Below are 22,182 nucleotides of genomic sequence, written 5' to 3' on the forward strand. Positions count from 1 at the left end.
AAGCATGAGCAGCGACCCTGGATTTCTCGGCACCGGCTGGGCCTTCCCGCCGACCTTCGACACCCGCAGCCGTGCCGCGGCGCTGGTGTCTGCCGCCCAGGATGTGCGGGAGAGCCTGCGCATCCTGATGCTGACCCATCCCGGCGAACGGGTGATGCATCCGACCTATGGCTGCGGCCTGCGCCGCATGGTGTTTGAACAGGTCACCAGCAGCCTGCTGACCGAGATGCGCAGCATGATCCAGCAGGCCGTGGCGCTGTTCGAGGCCCGCGTCGAGCTGGAGGCGGTGCAGTTCGACACCAGCGGCCTGCACGAAGGGGTGTTGCGCATCCGCCTGGATTACCGCCTGCGCAGCAGCAACACCCCGGACAACCTCGTGTTCCCGCTCTACCTCAACGGCCAGAGCCCGGCGGTGGCGCTGCCCATGCCCGCCTGGCCCTCGCCCGACAGCATCGCCATGAACCAGAACCTCGCCTCCGTGGATGAACAGGAGGCGCCATGAGCAGCGGCTGCACCCAGGACGATCGTTATCCGCCGGCCCTGTTCGACGGCTATCTGCAGGTCGACCCCTTGCGCTTTGAAGACCGCGTGACGATGGTGGAGCTGCTGGCCGACAAGCTTCGCTATGTCGACCCCGACAACAATGACGCCGGCCGCTGGCGCGAGCTGCTGGAGCGGGACACCAGCCTGGTGATGGCCCGCATCGCTGCCTTCGACTTGGGGCAGTGGGAGCGGCGGCTGGCACGGGAGCTGGACAGTGCCCCAGTGGAATCGCTGGGGCAGCAGATCGGCGACCTGGCCTCGGTGATGGACCAGTGGTATGGGGCCCTGAACCAGGACGCGGCTGCCACGCCGGACCCGGCTGGCCAGGCGCTGGCCGAGCGGCTGCGGCAACTGGTGCGTCAGCAACTCGCGGCCGACCTGCACTGGGTGCGGCAGCGTTATGCTCAGCGGGCCTTCCGCCAGCGGCCGGTGGTGCCCACGCTCAGCGCCTTGTGGACGCCGTCGCCGGAAGACCTGGCGCTGCTGGCCGAGCAGCGCGCCCCGCTGTCAGGCCGCCATCTGGCCCGCTACGAGCGGGACCAGCTTCGCCGTCGCCAGGTCGCTTTCCTTGGTGCCATCGACAGCCTGCAGGCCAAGGCCCGTGAGCTGCTGCCCGCCTCCTGGGGCACCGGCCAGCATGAACCGGCCGTGGCCTTGCTGATCGCCTTCATCAAGGTGCTGGAGAAGGTCCAGGGCCTCATCAACCGGTTTCCGGCGCGCCATGCGGATTTCTATTACCGCGAGGTGCTGGGCTTCCTGCCCCGGGGGCCTCGGGACGACACGGTGCTGCTGGCCTGCCAGCGTGATCCGCGTGCCAAGGGCGATGTGCAGGTGGGCGCCGGTGTGCTCTTTGATGCCGGCAAGGATGCCGCCGGACGGCCGGTGCGCTTTCGCAGCGAGCAGCCGCTGGCGGTGACCGACACCCGGGTGGCCAGCGTGCGCAGCCTGTTTCTGGAGCGGCAGTCCGCCATCTCGCCCGAATGCCGTTTCGGCTTTGTCACCCAGGCCAAGGCAGGCACGCTGGGGCTGGGCCAGGGGCAGGAGGTCCGGCTCTTCGGCGGCGACCCGGCCACGCCGCAGGCCCGCATCGGGCTGGCCATCATCTCGCCCATCCTCGCGCTGGCCGAGGGCGAGCGGATGATCCACATCGAGCTGCGCATGCGGCGCGACACCGCCTTCACCGCCCGGTCGCTCAAGGAGCTGATCGCGGACATCGAGGCCGTCGGCGATCTGCCCCATGCCACGCCCGAGGACCGTGAACAGCGCGACGCCGCCCTGCAGCGCGCCATGGGCCTGCTGCTGGTGCGGTGGATGATGGCGGACGAGGCCAGCCTCACCCACACGCCCCTGACGCCGAAGGACTGGCAACGGGTCTGGGACCTGGTGAAGCGGCTGAACGGGCCACAGCCCACCGCGTCGACCGCCGACCCGATGAGCCTGTTCAGCCCCGGCACCGGGGGCCTCACGCCCGAGCCCAACCGCGAGCTGATCTTCACCAGCCTCTTCCAGCGAGCGCTGCGCCTGTCCCTCAGTGCCAGCGACGGCTGGCTGGAAGCGAGTGATGTGCAGGTCTCGCCGGCCGTCAGCGGCGGGCTGCTGCTGCAGGTGCGGCTGCCCGCCTCCGCGCCGGCCATCATCGGCTGCGACCCGGTGCTGCACGGCGACGAATGGGGCACCCGGCTGCCGATGGCCCGGCTGGAGCTCGGCCAGGCAGGCGGCTGCTACGCCTACTCCCTGCTGTGCGACGTGCCCCTGAAGGAAGCCGTGATCCGCGTGAATGTGTCCGGGGTGCGCCAGCTGCTGCTGTCCAACAGCCTGGGTCGCCTGGATGCGACCAAGCCCTTCATGCCCTTCGGGCCGCTGCCCATGGTGTCGTCCAGCGTCATGGTGGGTTCCCAGGAGGCCGCCCGCAAGAACCTGACGCGGATGGTGCTGCACCTGCAGTGGTCCGGTCTCCCCCAGGGGCCGGGCGGTTTCACCAGCCACTATGCGGGCTACGGCCTGCAGCAGCGCACCGAGACTTTCACGGCCACCCTGTCCCTGCTGCGGGACGGCCAGTGGGTGCCTTGCGGCGCCACCCCGACTCTGCGCCTGTTCAGCACCGACGGGGAAGGACGCCTGCTGGACGAGCAGGAACTCCAGGCCGACAGCGCCACCCTCGCCCACCAGATGCGCGCCAGCGAAGCCCTGTGGGACAGCCAGAACCCGCCGCGCAACGGCCTGCTGCGCCTGCAGCTGGCGGCACCGCAGGCGGCCTTCGGGCATGCGGCCTATCCCTCGGTGCTGTCCGAGGTGGTGGCGACCAATGCGCGACTGCGTCGGCGTCCGCGGCCGGTTCCCCAGCCGCCCTACACGCCGCTGCTGGAGACCCTCAGCCTCGACTATGACGCCGACACGGTCATCGCCCTGGACCGCGACGACGGCCCCGGGGAAGGCGTCGACGGCGAACGGCTGATGCACCTGCGGCCGTTCGGCATGACGTCTCTGCATGAGGGCGATGCCCTGTCCGGACAGACCGTGTTGCCGCGCTTCGACTTCGACGGCCAACTGCTGATCGGACTGGAATCGTCCGACCCCGCCGGCCCTCTGACCCTGCTCTTCGAGCTGAAGGAGTCCCCGGTGCGGCCCGGCCAGCAGCGGGCCCTGACCCGTCCTCAGTGGGCAGTGCTGCACCGGGACCACTGGCTGCCGCTGCCCACCCATGCGGTGCTGTCGGACGAGACGGACGGCTTTCTCACCTCCGGCATCATCACGCTGGAGTTGCCGGGGGACCTGAGCTGCGATCAGTCGCTGATGCCGGGGGGGCTGTTCTGGCTGCGCGTCGGCGCTCAGGACGGCTTCGACACCTTCGCCCGCCTGCGCGATATCCGCTGCCAGGCCCTGCGGGCCGTGCGCGCCCCGGCGCCCCCTGCGCCCGCGCCGACCAAGGCGCCGCCCCCCGCGCCCCCGACGCTGCTGGAAGCCGGGCGCATCCAGCGTGCCATCACCACCCTCAGCGGGGTGACCCGCATCGCGCAGGTCGGCACGTCGGTGGGCCTGCGGCCGGCCGAGGATGTCCGCGCGCTCTACACCCGGGCCGGTGAGCGGCTGATGCACAAGAACCGGGCCAGCACCGCCTGGGACCTGGAGCGCCTGCTGCTGGACCGCTTCCCCGAGGTCTTCAAGGCCCGCTGCCTCACCGCCGACGAAGTGGTCGACGATGCCGGCCAGCATGGCGACCACCTGCCTCCCGGCAGCGTGGTGGTGGTGGCCGTGCCCACCGTTCCGCGCAACCAGCCGCAGTTGGCCTGCGAGCAGCCCCGCTTCAGCGCGGTGCAACTGCGCCGCATGGCGGCCACCTTGCGGGCGCTGGCCTCGCCCTTTGCCCACATCGAGGTCCGCAACCCGATGTACGAGCAACTCCAGCTGCGCGGCGTGGTCGGCCTGCAGCCCGGCGCCCATCCGGGTGCGACGCTGCAGCGCTTGAACCGCTCCTTGGTGGAGATGCTGTCCCCGTGGATGGACAGCGGCTATCCGGCCCGTTTCGACTGGACCATCCGGGCGGAGGACATCGAGGCGCGCCTGCGCATGCAGCCGGGCGTGGCCTTCATCACCCAGCTCTCGCTGCTGCGCGTGAGCCAGGATGACAACGGCCTGTACCGGCTGGCCGATACCGCCCGGGAAGCCCGCGACGAGCGGCGGCACATCCGCAGCAGCCGTCCCTGGAGCCTGGCCGTGCCCATGCCGCAGCACCTGCTGACCGACACCCACGGCTTCAGCCACTCGGCGCCCCTGCCTACCGGCATTTCAAAACTGGCGATTGGCAGCACCTTCGTCATCCGCGGAGCCAACGCATGAGCCAACAGAACCGCGACACGCTACGCAAGTTCTTCGGCGAGGGTCAGTTGCCCACCGCCGATCATTTCTCGGCCCTGATCGATTCCAACCTCAACATGGTGGACGAGGGCTTCCGCAAGAGTCCTGCCAATGGGCTGGAGGTCTCCGCGCCGCAGGGGCATGACGCCCTGTTCAGCTTCTACCGAGAGCGCAGCGGGGACAAGCCGCTGTGGTCGATGAGCTTCAACGGCCGGACTGAGCAACTGGCCTTCCGCGCCAGCGCCGCCCATGAGCGCCAGAGCGCGCCCCCGGTGCTGTCGCTGGACAGCCGCATGCGGGTGGGCGTTGGCGTGGCCGAGCCCAGCGCCACGCTCGACGTGGCCGGCGTCGTCGCGGCAACGGGCCGCCGCGGCAGCTACCCGCGTCCGGACAGCCTGCCGCTGCAGCCCAACGGCGAATGGCAGGACCTGACGGGGGACCTGCGCGGCTGCCATGCCTTCGAGGTGATGGCCGGCGCCAGCAGTGCCCAGGGCCGCCAGCCCCGTTTCGCCCTGGTGCAGGCCACGGCGATGAACACCTTCAACCCGGCCCAGCGCTGGTACCAGCGACTGCAGAACCGCAAGCCGATCCGCTCGCAACACGCCTGGTTTGGCCGCAAATGCGACCAGCTGGAACTGCGCTGGGCCACCAGCGGCAGCTCCGAACGCGTCTACCGGCTGCAGATCCGCACCCGCTGCGACTACGGTGCCGGCGCGGTGATGCGGGCCAGCCTCACGCAGCTGTGGTTTGAGGACTTCACCGGAGGCACGTCCGCATGAAGCGCACGCTCCAACCGCCGCGCCGCGAAGTGCGGCCCCGCTCGGTCGAGGAACTGGCGCTGAACTTTCAGGCGCTGCGGGACGAAGGCCTGCACTGGCTGCAGAAGCTGGCCGGCGAGCGCTGGACCGACCACAACCTGCATGACCCCGGCATCACGCTGCTGGAGCAGTTGTGCTTCGGCCTCACCGACCTGGTCTACCGCAGCGGATTCCCGGTGGCGGACCATCTGGCCGGACCGGGCCACGAGATCGACTACCAGGCGCTGTCGCTGCATCCCGCGGATGCGGTCTTCCCCTGCCGCGCCACCACGCGCGAGGACCATCGCCGCTGGCTGCTGGACCATGTTCCCGGCCTGGACGACGCCAGCGTCGACCCGCTGCTGGACATGCCGGGGGTCTACCAGCTCCGGCTCAAACCCTCCGAATGGCTGGTGGGCGAGGACGAGAGCGAGGACGAAGACGCCGGCGATGCGCCCCAGAGCGATGCGGCGGCCCAGCAGGCCCGCTACGAAGTCCGCATCGCAGAAGCCCGCAAGGCCTGGCATGCCCAGCGCAATCTGGGCGAGGACCTCGCCCCCCAGGTGCACTGCGACCGCGACGTGATGTGCGAGCTGCAAGCCGCGATCGACATCGACGGCGAGCGCGATGCGGTGCAGATCCTGGCGGATGTGTACGACCGCTGTGCCCGCTTCATTGCCGGGGCGCCGGTGGCGGACACCTTGCACGACCTGATGGGCGCTGGGAAGACGCTGGCCGACATCTATGACGGTCCGGTGATGCGGCATGGTTTCCTGCGGCCATCGCCCCTGAGCGCCAACGGGGTCCGACGACTGTTTCTGTCCGACGTGGCCGAGGAGATGCGCCGTGTACCCGGGGTCGTCGACGCCCGGGTGATCGCCATCGTCCCCGACGAACCCGACCGGGACGATCTCTCCGCCGCTGGGCAGGACATGGTGGTGGGCTCGGTGGCCTGGTTCGGCGAGGGCTGGGCGCTGTCGCTGCATCTGCCGTCCGTGCAGCGGCCGACGAAGATCGAGGTGCGGCGACGGGGACTGACGGTGGACGTGTCGGCGCGGGAGCTGCGGCGCCGGCTGAACGATCTGCAGACGGCCGGCCGTGCCCGTCGCTCCCGCCAGCAGGCCGACCAGGCAGAGCAGGCCAAGGCCCTGCTGCCCACCGGCACCCACCGCGACCTGAGTGAATACCGTTCGGTGCAGCGCCATCTGCCGGCCGTCTACGGTTTAGGCCGTCACGGTGTGCCGCCGTCCGCGCCGCCGCAGGTCAAGGCGCAGGTGAAGCAGCTCAAGGCCTACCTGCTGCTGCATGAACAGATGCTGGCCCAGGGGCTGGCCCAGTTGCAGGCCATGCGCTCGCTGTTCTCGCTGGACAACGGCGCCCGCCAGACCCTGTGGATCCAGCCGCTGACCGAAGCGCAGATTCCCGGCTTGGCCGAGCTGCTGGACGGGCCCGCCGAGCGCGATGAGATGCTGCAGAACCGCCCCTTTGCGAGCACGGCAGACATCGCCCGGGCGCAGCAGCAGCGGCTGGACGGGGGCACCGCTCGCAAGCGCCGCGTGCTGGACCATCTGCTGGCCCTGCATGGCGAGACCTATACCCAGAACAGCATGCGCCAGTTCTGCGGCCATCTGCTGCATGAGGAACTGGACACGCTGCTGCTGGAGAACAAGGCCGCCTGGCTGCGCGACATCGTCACCCTGGCCCGCGACCGGGCTGCGGGCGTGGATCTGACCCGTCCCAGTTGGGGCCAGATGGACAACTGCAGTGGGCTTCAGCGCCGGGCGAGCCTGCGGCTGGGTTTCCGGCTCTGGCACGACCGCCCGCTGACGCGCGTGCCGCGGGACCACCGCGTGATGATCGACGCCCAGAACGACAGCGAGGACGCCGACAGTGTCGGCAGTCCCGCCACCATCACCAACGGCGGCGGCGGCCTGGTGCCCTTGCCGCCGGAGTTCTCCGACCGGGGCATGGCGGCTGGCACCTCGGTGCGGCCGGCGACGCGCCAGCAGGTGCAGGAGGACCTGGCGCAAATGCCCTGGCTGCGGCGCCAGCGTCTGCCCGTCTCGCTGACCCGCACCGCTGCGCGCGCAGACCGCTACCGCCTGCTGCCCGCAGGATCAGCCCCGATGACGCCGCCGCCCACCCTGCACCTGCAGGTGCCGCCGGCGGACAGCCCCGGCCTGGAAGACGATCCCGCGCCGCACGCCGCGCTGTTTGCGCTGCCGCAACCGGACCCGGCCCCCGGTTGCCGGCTGGTGCTGGGCCCCGACGAAAACGGCCGCTGGTGGGTGATCGGGAGTTTCAAGACCGAGGATGCCGCCCGCCGCGCGGCCGCCAGCCTGCGGCTGTTCATGCTGCACCTGGACCAGGAGTGCGAAGGCCTGCACCTGCTGGAGCATGTGCTGCTGCGACCGGTGCGGGCGCAGTCGCCAGAGCATCAGCAGCTCAAGCTGCCGCCGCATTTCCATCGACTCCGGATCACGGCGGTGCTGCCGGGCTGGACCACGCGCACGGCGCAGAAGAACTTTCGCCAGTTCGCCCGGGAGACTTTGCGCAGCCACACGCCGGCGCATCTGTCGCTGTCGGTGCAGTGGCTGTCGCTGGAGGACATGCAGGCCTTCGAGACCTTGTATGAGGAATGGCTGGACAGCCGCCTGGCCTTGTCCAGCGCGCCGGAGGATGTGCGCGCCCAGACCCGCACCGACCGGGTGGCGGCGCGCTTGATCGAGCTGATGCTGAGTTGGCCGCCAACCCACGAGCGGCCAACACCATCAGCACCGGCCGCACCGCCAGAAGGATCAGAAGGGACAGAGGCGCCGGGAGCGTCAGGAGGGCGATCGCCATGAGGGACCCTCATCTGATCGAGCACCTGCATGCCGACGCAGAGATCCACGGCGTGAACGCTGAAGAGGCCGAGACCCGCTGGACGCAGTGGCTGCAGACCACCGGCCTTCGCTTGCTGGACGATGTGCTGGAAGACGGCTTCCGCACCACCTGCGACCCTGACGATGTCTGGACGCTGCCCACCCTGACCCTGGACCTGGGCCCGGTCGACACACCCGACTGGGAAGAGGCCTGGGCCCGGCAACTGCCCATCGTGGCCCGTCGCGCGCTGGAGGACTGCCGCGGTCCGGGCGGCGCCAGGCACCGACCTGCCGGCGTGCGCAGCCGGCCCCAATCGCGGCTGGCGCTGCTGCTGCACTTCCTGCGCACCGGCCGCTGGCCCTGGCAGGCGCGTGGCGAAGACCCACGCCTGCTGGCGCAGGAGCTGTTGCAGCGGGACCCGGCCGCGCTGGTGGCCGCCCTGCGTCAGCAGGACGATCGCGCGCTGCTGGTGCGCCGGCTCGTGCTGCAGTTCGACCGCCACTGGCTGGCCGCGCTGGTGCAGGCCCTGCTGCCCGGGCGACTGGCCCAAGCCCAGCGCCTGCTTGGCCTGGTGGCCCCGCACGGGCTGCAGGGCCAGGCACCGGCAGACCTCCTCCCGCTGTGGGAAGTGGTGCTGGACGAAGCGCTGGCGGCGGACGCCTCGTCGTCCAACAGCCTCGCCCGCGCTCGAAGCCAGCTCAAGGTGGCGCTGGCCCTGGGACGGGACGTGGCCGCGCGGCAGGATCCGCTGCTGGCCTTGGGCGAGGTCTGGACCCAGCTGATGCGCGAGGACGCGGCCTGGCTGCGCGAGACGCTGCAGGACGCCGCCCGGCAGGACGGGATGCGCCAACGGTTCACCCGCGCCTTGCCAGCCGCCCTGCTGCCGGACCTGCTCACGCTCTGGATGGACACCGCCCTGCATCAGGAGGTGCAGCGCTGGATCGAGACGGTGTTGACCACTGCGCCGTCGACCAGCGCAGAGACGCAGGAGCGGCGGGTGCTGCTCTGGCAGGCCACGCTGGACCATGCCCTGCGCGGCCAAACCGGCAGCTTCGAGCCGCAGCGCTACACCGACCAGGTGCGGCTGCATCTGGCCGAGCGGGCCGCGGACGGACCGCAGGCGCCGAAGCGGTGGTTCGACAAGGTGGTGGACTCCGCAACTTCGCTGCTGTCGCGGGCGGCGCGCGCATTGGGCTTGCGCTGGCGGGGACGCAGCGCCGAGGCGCCTGCGTCGGCGTCGCTGCCCTCGCCCTTGTCCGGCGGCACGCCGGAAGATTCTGCGACCCCGCTGCAGGTCGGCAATGCCGGGCTGGTGCTGCTGCATCCCTACCTGCCGCATCTGTTTCAGCGACTCGGGCTGTGCGACGGCCCGCGTTTCAAGGATGAGGCCGCCGCGCAGCGCGCCGCCCTGCTGCTGGAAGCCGTGGTGATGGAGACCGCGGACGACGGCGCGGCGGAGCCACTGCACCTGGACGCGGTGGAGTCGGCGCTGGGGCTCAACAAGCTGATCTGCGGCCTGCCGATGCACCAGCCGCTGCCGCGCGAATGGACGCTGAGCCCCGAGGAGCGGCAGGTCATCCATGGCCTGCTCACCGCTGTCATCCAGCACTGGCGGGTGCTGGGCAGCACCCAGGTCAACGGGCTGCGACAGACCTTTCTGCGGCGCAGCGGCCTACTGAGCCGCGACCAGGACGGCTGGCGGCTGAAGGTGAACCCCGGTCCGTTCGACATGCTGATTGATCACCTGCCGTGGGGATATTCGGTGCTGAAGTTTGGATGGATGGAAGGGGTGCTGCATGTGGACTGGCGATGAACGCAAGCACGGCGCGAACGGGAAGCATGGCATGAACGGTACGAACGAGGCGAATGGGGCGAATCGGATCAACGGCACCCATGGCTCGGCCGCTGCGGACCTTCACGCCCGCGCCCTGGCGATGGAACTGACTTGGCTGGAACAGGTGGTGCAGCGTCGGCTGGCGCAGTACTTCGGTGCAGCGGCCGCTGCGGGGGGCGACGAGGCGATGGCGCAGTTTCCGTCTGCGGACCTGATGGCAGAGACGGCCAACTCCACGCAGACCGCGCAGACCGTGCAGCCCGCGCAGACCGCGCGGAGCTCGAGGAGCGCCCAGAGCGCTGTGAGCACCTCGCTAGGTCCGCCTGCCCTGCCCGCCGGCAGCGCGCTGGCGGCACTGCACGACAGCCTGGGGCTGGACGCCGATGAACGCCTGTTGCTGGCCCTCGCGCTGGCCCCGCATCTGCGGCCGGCGCTGCTGGATCTGCTGTTTGTCCGCAATCGCAACCTGGACCGCGGCTTCAGTGAATTCGGCGGCTGGCGGGGACGCTCCCACGGCGGCTTCCTGCCCACTGCGGAAACGGCAGCCTTCCTGCTGGCCGGCGATGATCTCGCCCGTCGCGTGCGGCTGCGCCAGGCGCTGGACGAGGAAGCGCCGCTGCGCCGCGAAGGCCTGCTCCGGCTGGATCACGACGGCCCCGGCGAGCCCTGGTTTGCCGGCGCGCTGCAACTGAGCGGGGAGACGCTGGAGCGGCTCACCACCGGTGTCTCCCGCAAGCCCGATTTCAGCGCCGGCTTCCCCGCCCGGCTGATCACCACCGCCCTCACCTGGGACGACCTGGTGCTGGACGCCGACGCCCTTGCCGAGGTGCGCACCCTGACCACCTGGGCCCGCCACGGCCGGCAACTGATGCGCGACTGGCAACTGGCTCGTGCGGTCAAACCGGGGTACCGCAGCCTGTTCTTCGGCCCGCCGGGCACGGGCAAGACCCTGACCGCCACGCTCATCGGGCAGGCGGTGCAGGCGGATGTCTATCGCATCGACCTGTCGATGGTGGTCAGCAAATACATCGGCGAAACCGAGAAGAACCTGGCCCAGGTCTTCGACCAGGCGCAGCACCGGGACTGGATCCTGTTCTTCGACGAAGCCGATGCGCTCTTTGGCAAACGCACCGCGACCAGCAGCTCCAATGACCGGCATGCCAACCAGGAAGTCGCCTATCTGCTGCAGCGGGTGGAGGACTTCCCCGGCACCGTGATCCTGGCGACCAACCTCAAGGGCAACATCGACGAGGCCTTTGCGCGGCGCTTCCAGTCGGTGGTGCATTTCCCCATGCCGGATGCGGAGCAGCGGCTGCGCTTGTGGGAAGGACTGCTGCGGCCGACCGGGCGACTCGATGCCAGCGTGAACCTGCAGGAACTGGCGGAGCGTCATGAGCTGGCGGGCGGCGCCATCACCAACGTGGCTCGTTTTGCCGCCTTGAACGCGATGCAGTCGGCGCGTGAACGCATCAACCAGGCCGACTTGCGGCTGGGCATTGCGAAAGAACTTCGCAAGGAAGGACGGGTGGTGTAGCCATGGCCGCAAAACCTCCTCGCTGGGATGACCCACGGCGGACGGCGCCGCCTGGGGGCGTGGCTGCCGGGTCGGATGACACGATCGGCACCCGCCGTGCCGGACGCATCGGGACGGCCCCCACCCCCTGCGTGCATTGCCGGCGCTGGCGCATCTTCCTGGGCGGTGTGTGTGCGGGCGTGATTGCGCTGGCGCTGCAGGCCACCGCCGGTCCTCCGAGCAGTCCGCCGGTGCCCAAGCCGCGCCCGTTCAGCCTGGATGCTCCGGAGCTGCAGCCGCGTGCGGGGTCGTCTACAGGGACAGGCCCAGCCGGCGAAGCGCCCTCTCACGAGCCCGCTGTTCCCTTCCCACTCTCATCCCGGCCGATCCAGCCGGACCTGAGTCCACCGCCCGTGCCTCAGTCCGTGACCGCAACGGCGCGTGCGACCACGCCTGTGACCGCGGCCGCGTCCGGCTCTTCCTCCAGCTCTTCCACCAGCCCTCCCACCAGCCCTCCCACCAACTCTTCGACCGAAGCGTCGAAACGATCTCCCGACTTGCGGCTCGTCTATGTCTCGGTGCCGCTGCCGTCTGGCCGACTCGACACGGACTACAAACCCCGCGAAGTCGTGCGAGGCGGCCGCCCGCCGTATCACATCGAAATCGAAGGCACGCCGCCGCCAGGTCTGCGCTTTGGCAACGACGGTCTGCTCTCCGGGCGGCCCACCCGTGTCGGCCACTACAGCTTCGCGCTGCGCGCCACGGACAGTGCGTCCCCGCCGATGGAGCAGGAGCAGCACTACGTGTTGCGCATCCTGCCCGCCAGCGATGCCGCGCCCGCAGCTCCCGCCCCCACCGCAGCCACTGCCCCGGCCGCGCCGCCGAAACCAGCCCCCTCGACCGCCCTCAAAGGCATCAGCCTTCAGGACGCCGATGGCACTGCGGATGTGCAGTCCGATGTGCCGGTCAGCTACCTGCTCACCGCCAAAGACCTGGACGACCTCGTCCCTCCCACCGAAGAGGAAAAACCCAAAGCCACCAGCACCGCCGTGGCGCCTTCTCCGCCGTTGCCGGCGCTGGCCGCCTTGCGCGCGGACTTGGACGAGGACACTGGCGTCATCACCACGCCGCCGCTGATCGCGCCAGACAAACCCACGCCGGCCCAGCTGCGGGCCATCCTCACGCCTTTGGTCGGGGTGGAATATCCCACCCGCGCCATGTTCATCGGTGCGGTCGAGGCCGAGCGCTGCCGCTACTACCTGCGACGGGTCGCCGAAGTGGCCGCCGCGCGCCAGCTTACCGCGCCCACGGTCTGCCCCAAGCCCGCAGCCTTGCGTCCCCCGCAGGAGGCGCCTGCGCCCCCGAAGCGCAACGAACGCCGCCCCGACCAGACGGCCGTTCCGCTGGAGGTCTTCTTCGACTCCCTGCTGGCCGAGGACAACCTGCGCGACGCGGTGGCCGCGGCCCAGAAGCTGCATCCAGTGGGACAGTCGCGTCCGCTGCGGCTCAGCGCCGAAGGCTGCCAATGCGCGCCGGGCCACAAGAACAATGAAGTCGTCGGCGTCATCCCGTTCTGGCGAGCCGGCGAGGCGCCCCTGCCGATCAACTTCAATCTCTTCACCCGTCTGCAGTACATGGGTGTGGTGCTGAAGGACGATGGCGGCTACGACCTGCCGGCCGACTGGAATGGCGCGCTCTCCGGCTTCTCCCGCGAGGCCCAGCGCTTCGATGTGGCGATGGATCTGGTGGTCTACCGGCGGTCGTGGGCCGCGTTGCTCAACCAGCCCGATGCGGTGCAGGCCACCATGATCGACAACGCCGCGAAGACCGCCGTTCGCATGGTTACGCAGGAGCGCGACGACGTGCAAAGCTGGATGAACCGCCTGTTGCTCAAGCCGGGCGACGACTCCAACAGCCGGGTCTTCGGCGGCCTGACCGTGTTCTTCGACGACACCCCCACCGAAGGCCGCGACCGTGAGCGCTACACCCGGTTCCTGCAGCGCTATGTCGACCGGATCCTGTCCCTGATGCAGGACGATGGGCGCAGCTTCCGCCTCAATCTGGTCGTGCCGGACCAGCAGCTGGGGGAACTGCCGCCCTACAGCTACGAATGGTTGATGGGCCTGAAGCTGCGCGCGGAACGCAAGGACCGTCACCAACAGCGGGACACCCTGCCCGGCTCTCGCGAGCCGGACTACAGCGGCAGTGGCGACGTGACCGTGCAGTTCCTGGTGATGATGAGCGGCGACCCAGACAGCCAGAAGAAGAACATCCGCCGCAGCATCGACCTGACCCGCCAGGTGCAGGGCGTGCGTCGCATCGACTTTCTGGACAGTCTGCTGCCGGTGGTCGTGCATGCCACCTCGGCCGAAGCGGCGCCGGGCAACGTCACTGCCAGTCTGGCGCGGGACTTTCCTTACATCGAGTGGAACTACGGCGGGGTCACGCTCTGGCCGCTGCCGCTGGCCGATGTGGGCCTGGGCAATGAGGTCATCACGCCGCTGACTCAGTATTTCCTGGACAAGCCCTCCAGTCGCGAGAAGGCCTGCGCCTGGATCTGTCCCAACCGGCTGCCGCTTCGATTGCTGGCGCAGACGCTGCTGATCGGATGTGTGATTGCGGCGCTGGTGTATGGGCTGAACTGCAGGGTGCGCCGGGTGGGCCTGATCTACCTGGTGGTGCTGGGCCTGGTGGCCCTGCTGGCGGCCGCGCTGTGCCTGATGCTGCTGACCTGCGACCCGGCGCTGTCGTGGCTGCGGGACTCGCCCTATGTGCCGGTGGTGACGCTGGTGCTGGCGGTGGGCGTCTGCGCCTATCTGTTCCTTCAGTTCCGGGCGCCGGAGCTGTGAGCCGCTCCCCATTCAACCCTCAGGAGGACCCCCACCATGGCCAACCACGATGATGATGCCGGACGGTTCCAGAACACCGGCCGCGGGACGTTCCAGCGGGCAGCCGCCGCGCCAGAGACCGCGCAGCGGCAGGAGGATGCTGGTGGCGACTGGTCTGCGCAGCTCGATCAGTCCCCGCGCCAGGCGGCGCAGCGACGTTGGATCGAGGGGCACCTCGGCGCTGCCGCCCAGCGGGAGGAAACACCAGCCGCGCCGAATCTGACCGGCATGCCGGACACGCTGAAGGCGGGCTTGGAGTCGATGTCCGGCATGGACCTGTCGGACGTGCGAGTCCACAGCAATTCCAGCCGTCCGGCCCAACTCAATGCGCTGGCCTTTGCACAAGGCAATGACATCCATCTGGCGCCGGGCCAGGAGCAGCATCTGCCGCACGAGGCTTGGCATGTGGTGCAGCAGCGTCAGGGCCGGGTGGCGCCCACGCTGGAGGTGGGCGGGGTGCCGGTGAATGACGACCATGCGCTGGAGGCCGAGGCCGACCGGATGGGCGACCTGGCCAGCCGCGGATCAGGGGCCTGAGGCAAAAGCGGCTGGGCGGCTGTGCGGCAGATTCAGCTATCGGCAGACGCTGCCGCCGCACAGGCCGCTGTGAGGCACCGGCGGCTGAAGGCCCCGGTCATTTGCGCCCGAGTTGCTGTGGCCGGCGCTCAGCCCTGGCGATGCGCGTCCTGCAGCAGGTTCAATGCCTGCTGGGTATCGCCATGGCGCACAGCCCAGATCGCGCGGTCCAGGTGGGCCACACCGCGCTCGCTCACGTCGTCATGCTGGGCAATGAGCGCCTGGCGCGCTTCGCGCATCATCTGCAGCGCATGGTCTTCGTGGTCGCAATACAGCTCCACCCGCACGTCACGCAGTTGCTGCTGCAAATGGCTGCGGCGCTGTTCACGGCTCGCGAGTTCGTCATCCTGAACGGGCGCCGCGGAAGCGGACGCTGCGGCAAAGGCCGCCATCAGGGCCAGGATCGGGGAGGTCTTGCTCATGTCGTACTCCTGTGGGCGCCGCAGCAGAGAGAGAAGAGAAGGCGGCGCCGTGGATTCAAGAGTGCGCCCGGAGTGTTAGACGCGGCTTAAGCCGATGTTGCTGAGGTGCAAAGTGCGCGAGAGGCGCACCTGCCGCGGCGGCTTATTCAGATTCAGGCGGGACGCTGGAGGCCCCCTGCGTGTTCAGGGTTGGATGACTCCAATAAGCTTTGAATGCCGCCAGCTCAAGGTTGTAATCATCCCGACTGATCAGTTTGAAGGTGCGCACAGGAAGGTCGAGCATATCGTCTATATGGGCCTGTCCCACTTTCCAAACGCCTGATTTTGGAGCGTTGGCCAAATTGGCTGCCTCCGCCATTCCCAAACTTCGAAGACCACAGGTACCTTTAAACTTTTCAGCTTGGTCCACCTCGCGTTCGTCAACGAATTCGCCAATCGCATTTAGAGTTGCGTTGAAATCTGCAAACCTGTCATTCAAATCTTCGATTGTTTCTCTGTAGCGGCTTCTAGTGACCGAATATTCGGAAGTTTTTTGTGCCAACGAACGGATTTCCCCCAAATCTTTATGCAAACCCTCCTTTAGTTCAAATACTTTATTGTGTGTAACCAAATGATCTCCGGGGTTTTCCTCGAATTCCGCATACATATCAACTGCAGATACAGCAGCAATTGCTTCAAATGTGACGCTGTATAAAAGGCTCTGATAGAACGCTGCGACCTGATCGATTTTATTGAAATCCGTCTTCAGATCACCGGTTATAAAATCAAAGGGTTTGATTATAAAGAGAATGTTGTAAAAGCGCAGGAACGGTGGATCGCCCAATGCGAAGCCGCCGCCGGCAAGTGGAATAGGAAAGAAACCTTCCACCCAATACTTCCCCCACCCCAAGAGTCTTGCGCAATGCTCAATTTCATCGGCCCGGCGAGCGTCCGACTCCGGATGGTTCTCCCCGACAATATTCAACCTATCCTGCGCCAGGTTGGTTTCTGGCGGTTGATGATTTGAGAGCATCCGCTGAACGGGGGACGAAGCTGGCGTAAACGCCGAAATGAGCGCGCGTTGCGCTGTCATTCTGGGTGACTGATCGACCCAAGCCTGTACACCCGATGACTGGGCCTGATGCGTACTCCTCGTCTCGTCCGTCCGCTGCAGCCGCTCCACCCTGTCGCCGTTGATCTTCATTCGAGGTCGCCTCCCGCTTAAACAAATCCTTACGCTAGCGGCGGTCTGCCCTTCCGTCCATCCGAAAAATGCTGATTTTCGACTGAAAGAAACTGCATGCCACACTCGCGCCGCAGGGACGACGCGTCAGAGCCTCAAGACTTCCTTTTATTGAACTTTCAGCCGTTCAGGAAGTAGATATTGAGCTCCTTCAAACAGAGTTTGTCGCGTGACGCGCGCGCGTATATTTCGTAGAAAGATCCCTCTGCCGCTTGCAGCATTCCTTGGAATGTTGCCAATTGCTCTTTGCAAATGAAATCTGGCACGCAATGGGATATGGGTTGCGGAATCATGAAAATCAATTTTGCCGACAGAGCGGTTTCCACTTGCCCAATCTTGTAGCAATCCTCCGTTTTGACAGCCAGCATCATCCCTGTTCGACTCAGCGATTTTCTTTCCTTGTCCGTCGCAAGCCGCACAGAAATATCGGCAGCGCCCACGGCAACATCTCTTCGGTTGGAGATGAATTCACAAGCGTCTTCCCCGCACTGCCATACGCCATCAACACCAAGCGCCTCAGGAAGTTCTGCCAAGTCTCGGCGATGGAGAGCATCCGGTAGCTTCTGCATGATGTCGCGCCAGCCAACACCTGCCTCCGCCGATGCATTTGTCGTCGCCAGCGCCACCAGCAGGGAACAAGCCAGACGAAAACCAAGACGTCGTCGCAAATTCTTCAAGATTTCTCCATCTAGCGAGGAAGAGGCATCCAGGGACTCCATTTTCGCTGACCGCGAAGCAATGGGACGCAAGGCCCTAGTAGATCTACTGATCGCGCGGAAGTAAATAGATGTCACTCAGTGACGCGACGCTTCAGCGTCCTGTTGACACGCCCGAGCTTCATCTTCACTTCATGACTCTGATTTCTATGCACAGAAAGCTGGTTGCACTAAACACCTTGGGTGTCAGTTTCGCGACCGTTCTTTATCTGGGCCTGCATGGCTTCGACCGCCAAATTGAAGAAACGATTGAGTGGACGGTCATCGCGGCCGCGGGCACCTTTTTGACCAATCGACTGCTCGTGAGGGTCCAAGGCGCAAACCGCGAGCGTCCCACCGACACAGTCGACAGCAGTCCAACAGAAACGCAAATGCTGAATGCCGTCTTTTGGATTCCGATCACGCTGCTGGGCATATCCGCGTTGATGATCCTCGCTTTGGACAACCCGCTCCGCTGGGCCAGCTGGATGATCATCGTGATTGGTGGCTACATCGGACGCGATGTGGAGGCCATCGCCCGACTCAGCCAAACACGCTGAAGACTCAACACTGATCCGCGCGGCACTTCACCTCACCCGCCTCAGTGTTTCCCCGCCCTTCATTCGTGCAACGCCCGAACTAATATGCCCACCAGGCCCCAACCTCAGAGGGCCATGGAGACAAGGTGCACAGTGATGGCGGCAGCAGCCAGCAATGGCTGAAGGTCCTCAACCGCATGGCGTTGGTGCGCCAGTTGTGCGCACGTCCGGGCCTGTCCCGCGCCGATCTCGCGCAGGAAGTGGGGCTCACCAAATCCACCGTCAGCAGCCTCACCCGCGAGCTCATCGCCGAAGGCTGGCTGATGGAAAGCAGCGTGGTGGCCACCGGCGACCTGGGGCGACGCCCCACCCCGCTGTTCATCGACCCGCAGCGTCTTCTTCTGCTCGGCGCGGACGTGGGCATCGACGGCGTGCGCGTCGTGGCGACCAGCCTCACTGGCCACATCCATGCACGCGCGGTCCAGGCCTATGGCAACAGCCGCTCGGCCGAAGCCCGTCTGGGCGTGCTGGCCTCCGTGCTGCTGAAAGTCCGCGCGCAATTGACGCCGGACCAGGACCTCATCGGCATCGGCGTCGGCTTGCCCGGCGGGGTCGACGAAGCCCGGGGCCTGCTGCACATGGCCCCCAACCTGGGCTGGCGGGACCTGCCCGTGGGCACTCTGCTCGCCGAGCGCCTGGCCGGCACCGCCCTCGCCGATGTCCCATTGCATCTGCAGAACGAGGCCGACGTGGCCGCCATCGGTGAGCGGGAATTTCACGCCCCCGAGCAGCCGCAGGATCCCCTGCTGTACGTGAGCATCAACCAGGGCCTGGGCGCCGGCGTCATCGTGGGCGACCGCCTTTTGACGGGCAGCCGAGGCTTTGCCGGCGAGGTCGGCCACATGGTGCTGCAGATCGATGGCCCCTTGTGCAGTTGCGGGCGGCGAGGCTGCGCCGAAGCGCTGATCAGCCTGCGCGCCCTGCTGCGCCCCGGCGACGAAGAGGAAACCGCTGCGCAGGCCCTAGCGGGCGTTCGCCAGCGCCTGCTGGACAAGGACCGCAGCACGGTGCGGTCCGTCACGGCCGCTGGACGGGCGCTGGGCGTGCTGCTCCAAAACCTGGCCACGGCCTACGACCCCGCCTGCATCGTGCTGGGCGGGGCCGTGGTGGAGCTCGGAGACGCCTTCCTCACGCCGGCCCGCGAAACCCTGAACGACTACGCCAGCGCGGCCGGCATGCCGCCGACCCAGCTGCGCATTTCCCATTTCGGACCCGATGCAGTGGCCGTTGGCGCCGCCGCGCTGGCCCGTTACCGCATCACCCGTCCACGCCTGCCGCAGGCGTCGACCCCGCGGGCCCAGCCGGCCCCGGACACCACGACCGAGGAGTCTTTCTGATGTATCTGGGCATTGATCTTGGCACCTCCGAAGTCAAGCTGCTGCTGCTGGACGCGAACGGCCAGGCCTGCGGCCGCGCCAGCGCCCCGCTGACGGTGCAGCGCCCGCATCCGCTGTGGTCGGAGCAGGACTCCGCCAGTTGGTGGGCCGCCACCGAGCAGGCCGTGGCGGACCTGCGCCGCACGGCGCCCGAGGCCTGGCGCCGCATTCGTGCCATCGGGCTGTCTGGCCAGATGCATGGCGCGGTGCTGCTAAACGCGCAAGACCAGGTGCTGCGCCCCGCCATCCTGTGGAACGACGGCCGCAGCTTCGCCGAATGCGAGGCGTTGACCCTCGCCGCTCCTGCCCTGGCCGACATCGCTGGCAACCTGGCAATGCCAGGCTTCACCGCCCCCAAGCTGCTGTGGGTGCGGCAGCATGAACCGCAAATCTTCGACGCCACTGCCACGGTGTTGCTGCCCAAGGACTATCTGCGTCTGCTGCTCACCGGCGACAAGGTGACCGACCCGTCCGACGCGGCCGGCACGCTGTGGCTGGACGTGGCGGCGCGGGACTGGTCCGACACGCTGCTTGCCGCCTGCGGCCTGCGACGGGAGCAGATGCCTCGCGTGGTGGAAAGCAATCGGCCCGGCGGCAGCCTGCGGCCCGCGCTCGCGCAGGCCTGGGGGCTTTCCCCGGACGTGGTGGTGGCCGGCAGCGCCGGGGACAACGCCGCCAGCGCCATCGGCATCGGCGCAACCCGGCCCGGACAAGGGTTCCTATCGATGGGCACGTCCGGCGTGCTGTTCGTGGTCAATGACCGTTACCGGCCCAATCCGGCCTCGGCGGTCCATGCCTTCTGCCATGCCCTGCCCGGCCGCTGGCATCAGATGAGCGTGATGCTCTCGGCCGCCAGCGCGCTGCGCTGGTTCTGCGGCTTCAGCGGCGTGGCCGATGAGCGCGCGCTGCTGGAGGAGGTGCAGGCCCTGCCAGTGCAGGCGCTGGACGCAGCGCCTCTGTTCCTGCCTTACCTTGCCGGCGAGCGTACGCCCCACAACGATCCGTTTGCCTGCGGCGTGTTCCATGGCCTCGGCCACGACAGCACCCGCGCCCACGGCGGCTATGCGGTGCTGGAAGGCGTCGCCTTTGGCATGGCCGACGGCCTGGCGGCTCTTCAGGCCGCGGGCACGCAGGTGAGCGAGCTGTCCTTCGTCGGCGGCGGCTCTCGCAGCGCCTACTGGGCGCAACTGATGGCCGACGTGCTGGGCGTGGACATCGTGCGTCATGCCGATGCGGACGCCGGCGGCGCCCTGGGCGCGGCTCGCCTGGCCTGGATGGCCGATGGCGGCGAGGAAGCGCATGTCTGCCAACGGCCGGACGTGAGTGACCGATTCCAGCCGCGTCCCGAACGCGCGGCGCCGCTCGCGGCGCGGTTGGCGCGCTTCCGGGCGCTGTATCAGCTCCAGCGCACGCTGCCGCCCTTGCCGACCTCTCACTGATCGTTCACTGGCCGTTCACTGCACGCCACCCGGCCCGCTCCCTCCGTCCCTCTTCATTGCCCCACCCACACCTCCTCCTGCACCCCCTCCTCCACCCCGGACGCCGCGGCTCCGCCCTGCGTTCCCACACAGGATGCCCACCATGAGCAGCTACTTCGCCGACATTCCCCCCATCCGCTACCAAGGACCGGACGCCACCGACGCCCTGGCCTTCCGCCATTACGACAAGGACCGCATCGTCCTGGGCCGTCGCATGGAGGAGCATCTGCGCTTTGCCGTCTGCTACTGGCACAGCTTCTGCTGGACCGGCCTGGATCCGTTTGGCGGCGGCACCTTCGAGCGCCCCTGGTTCCAGGGCGGCTCCCCGATGGAGCTGGCGCAGATGAAGGCTCAGGCCGCCTTCGATTTCTTCAGCCGCCTGGGCGTGCCCTACTACTGCTTCCACGACCGCGATGTCGCCCCCGAAGGCGCCACCCCGCGCGAAAGCCACGAGATGCTGGCCCGCATGGTCGATGTGCTGGGGGAACATCAGCAGCGCACCGGCGTGAAACTGCTCTGGGGCACCGCCAACCTCTTCAGCCATCGTCGCTTCATGGCGGGCGCGGCCACCAATCCGGACCCCGAGATCTTCGCCCTGGCCGCGCTGCAGGTGCGGGACGCGATGGACGCCACCATGCGCCTGGGCGGCGAAAACTATGTGCTGTGGGGCGGGCGCGAAGGCTACGAGACGCTGCTCAACACCAACGTGGCGCAGGAGCTCGACCAGATGGGGCGTTTCCTGTCCATGGTCGTGGACTACAAGCACCGCAAGGGCTTCAAGGGCACCATCCTGCTGGAGCCCAAGCCGCGCGAGCCCTCCAAGCACCAGTACGACTTCGACACCGCCACCGTCTACGGCTTCCTCACCCGCTACGGCCTGGAGCGGGAGGTGAAGGTCAACATCGAAGCCAACCATGCCACGCTCTCCGGCCATTCCTTCGAGCACGAGATTGCGATGGCCGCCGCGCTGGGCATTCTGGGCAGCATCGACATGAACCGCGGCGATGCGCAGCTGGGCTGGGACACGGACCAGTTCCCCAATAACGTCCCGGAGATCGCCCTGGCTCTCTATCACATCGTGCAGGCCGGCGGCCTGGGCAGCGGCGGGCTGAACTTCGATGCCAAGGTGCGTCGGCAGTCCATCGATGCGGAAGACCTGTTCCACGGGCATATCGGCGGCATGGATGTCTGCGCCAAGGGCTTGCTGGTGGCCGAGCAGATGATCCAGGACGGCCGGCTGGCCCAGGCCCTGCAGCAGCGTTATGCCGGCTGGCAGAACCCGGACAGCCAGGCCATTCTCGACGGGCGTCGCAGCCTGGAGGACCTGGCAGACCAGGCCCTGACCCGCAATGTCGACGTCGCGCCGCGGTCCGGCCGCCAGGAATTCCTGGAAAACCTGGTCAACCGCTTCAGCGGCACCTGAGGATGCGGGGGCAGTTGTTGCGGAAGTGATGCGTCGGCGCCGCATCCGCGGTGCCGCGCTGTCGCCAGGGCCTGGGTTTGAGGCATGCTCCGGGGC

15 protein-coding genes are annotated in these 22,182 nt (G+C 67.8%); 12 read left to right on the forward strand and 3 right to left on the reverse strand.

The genetic code is table 11. The features are described from left to right. The first annotated feature begins 4 nt into the window (after window positions 1-4). The 8 genes from DES44_RS12595 (at window position 5) to DES44_RS12630 (ending at window position 14,832) form a co-directional block, all read left to right on the forward strand. Window positions 5-502, forward strand: a complete 498-nt coding sequence (locus DES44_RS12595; RefSeq protein ID WP_058935238.1) for a gp25 family contractile injection system sheath assembly initiator — start codon at window positions 5-7, stop codon at window positions 500-502. Beyond that, window positions 499-4,380, forward strand: coding sequence for a baseplate J/gp47 family protein (locus tag DES44_RS12600; protein WP_058935239.1), 3,882 nt, complete (start codon window positions 499-501; stop codon window positions 4,378-4,380). Before DES44_RS12595 ends, DES44_RS12600 begins: the two co-directional genes overlap by 4 nt. Continuing rightward, the gene (locus DES44_RS12605) at window positions 4,377-5,177 is read left to right on the forward strand and encodes a contractile injection system tail -fiber like adhesin (protein WP_058935240.1); all 801 of its coding nucleotides are present in this window, start codon (window positions 4,377-4,379) and stop codon (window positions 5,175-5,177) included. Before DES44_RS12600 ends, DES44_RS12605 begins: the two co-directional genes overlap by 4 nt. Continuing rightward, the gene (locus DES44_RS12610; RefSeq protein WP_058935241.1) at window positions 5,174-8,041 is read left to right on the forward strand and encodes a contractile injection system baseplate wedge protein; all 2,868 of its coding nucleotides are present in this window, start codon (window positions 5,174-5,176) and stop codon (window positions 8,039-8,041) included. Before DES44_RS12605 ends, DES44_RS12610 begins: the two co-directional genes overlap by 4 nt. After that, entirely contained in the window at window positions 8,038-9,873 is a 1,836-nt protein-coding gene (locus tag DES44_RS12615) for a contractile injection system tape measure protein (protein ID WP_058935242.1), read from the forward strand. Before DES44_RS12610 ends, DES44_RS12615 begins: the two co-directional genes overlap by 4 nt. A 31-nt stretch (window positions 9,874-9,904) precedes the next feature. Then, window positions 9,905-11,428: an ATP-binding protein gene (locus DES44_RS12620; protein ID WP_198164770.1), complete on the forward strand. Its 1,524-nt coding sequence runs from the start codon at window positions 9,905-9,907 to the stop codon at window positions 11,426-11,428. 536 nt (window positions 11,429-11,964) lie between these two features. Beyond that, window positions 11,965-14,256 carry a hypothetical protein gene (locus tag DES44_RS12625; protein ID WP_058935243.1) on the forward strand — a complete coding sequence of 764 codons (2,292 nt, stop codon included), beginning with the start codon at window positions 11,965-11,967 and terminating at the stop codon, window positions 14,254-14,256. A 36-nt stretch (window positions 14,257-14,292) separates the two neighbouring features. Continuing rightward, window positions 14,293-14,832 carry an eCIS core domain-containing protein gene (locus DES44_RS12630; protein WP_083525602.1) on the forward strand — a complete coding sequence of 180 codons (540 nt, stop codon included), beginning with the start codon at window positions 14,293-14,295 and terminating at the stop codon, window positions 14,830-14,832. A gap of 128 nt (window positions 14,833-14,960) precedes the next feature. Here DES44_RS12630 and DES44_RS12635 read toward each other — a convergent pair whose 3' ends face one another. The 3 genes from DES44_RS12635 to DES44_RS24665 all read right to left on the reverse strand — a co-directional run bounded on the left by DES44_RS12635 (window position 14,961) and on the right by DES44_RS24665 (window position 17,192). Further along, window positions 14,961-15,293: a hypothetical protein gene (locus DES44_RS12635; RefSeq protein ID WP_058935244.1), complete on the reverse strand. Its 333-nt coding sequence runs from the start codon at window positions 15,291-15,293 to the stop codon at window positions 14,961-14,963. Between the two features lie 142 nt (window positions 15,294-15,435). Then, window positions 15,436-16,476 carry a hypothetical protein gene (locus DES44_RS24660; protein WP_147307066.1) on the reverse strand — a complete coding sequence of 347 codons (1,041 nt, stop codon included), beginning with the start codon at window positions 16,474-16,476 and terminating at the stop codon, window positions 15,436-15,438. Between the two features lie 158 nt (window positions 16,477-16,634). Continuing rightward, window positions 16,635-17,192, reverse strand: a complete 558-nt coding sequence (locus tag DES44_RS24665) for a hypothetical protein (RefSeq protein ID WP_147307067.1) — start codon at window positions 17,190-17,192, stop codon at window positions 16,635-16,637. A 110-nt stretch (window positions 17,193-17,302) separates the two neighbouring features. On the opposite strand from DES44_RS24665, the gene DES44_RS12645 reads away from it, so the two are divergent. From DES44_RS12645 to xylA, 4 genes are all read left to right on the forward strand, one after another. Continuing rightward, on the forward strand, window positions 17,303-17,770 hold the full coding sequence (locus DES44_RS12645) for a hypothetical protein (protein WP_058935246.1): 468 nt from the start codon (window positions 17,303-17,305) through the stop codon (window positions 17,768-17,770). A 125-nt stretch (window positions 17,771-17,895) separates the two neighbouring features. After that, on the forward strand, window positions 17,896-19,146 hold the full coding sequence (locus DES44_RS12650) for an ROK family transcriptional regulator (RefSeq protein ID WP_058935247.1): 1,251 nt from the start codon (window positions 17,896-17,898) through the stop codon (window positions 19,144-19,146). Next, window positions 19,146-20,624, forward strand: a complete 1,479-nt coding sequence (gene xylB / locus DES44_RS12655) for a xylulokinase (protein WP_058935248.1) — start codon at window positions 19,146-19,148, stop codon at window positions 20,622-20,624. The genes DES44_RS12650 and xylB overlap by 1 nt, the downstream gene beginning before the upstream one ends. Window positions 20,625-20,766: 142 nt before the next feature. Continuing rightward, window positions 20,767-22,086 (forward strand): xylose isomerase, encoded by a 1,320-nt coding sequence (xylA, locus tag DES44_RS12660; RefSeq protein ID WP_058935249.1) that lies wholly within the window; start codon window positions 20,767-20,769, stop codon window positions 22,084-22,086. Window positions 22,087-22,182 lie beyond the last annotated feature (96 nt).

Source organism: Roseateles depolymerans (assembly GCF_003387155.1).
Lineage (GTDB): Bacteria > Pseudomonadota > Gammaproteobacteria > Burkholderiales > Burkholderiaceae_C > Roseateles > Roseateles depolymerans.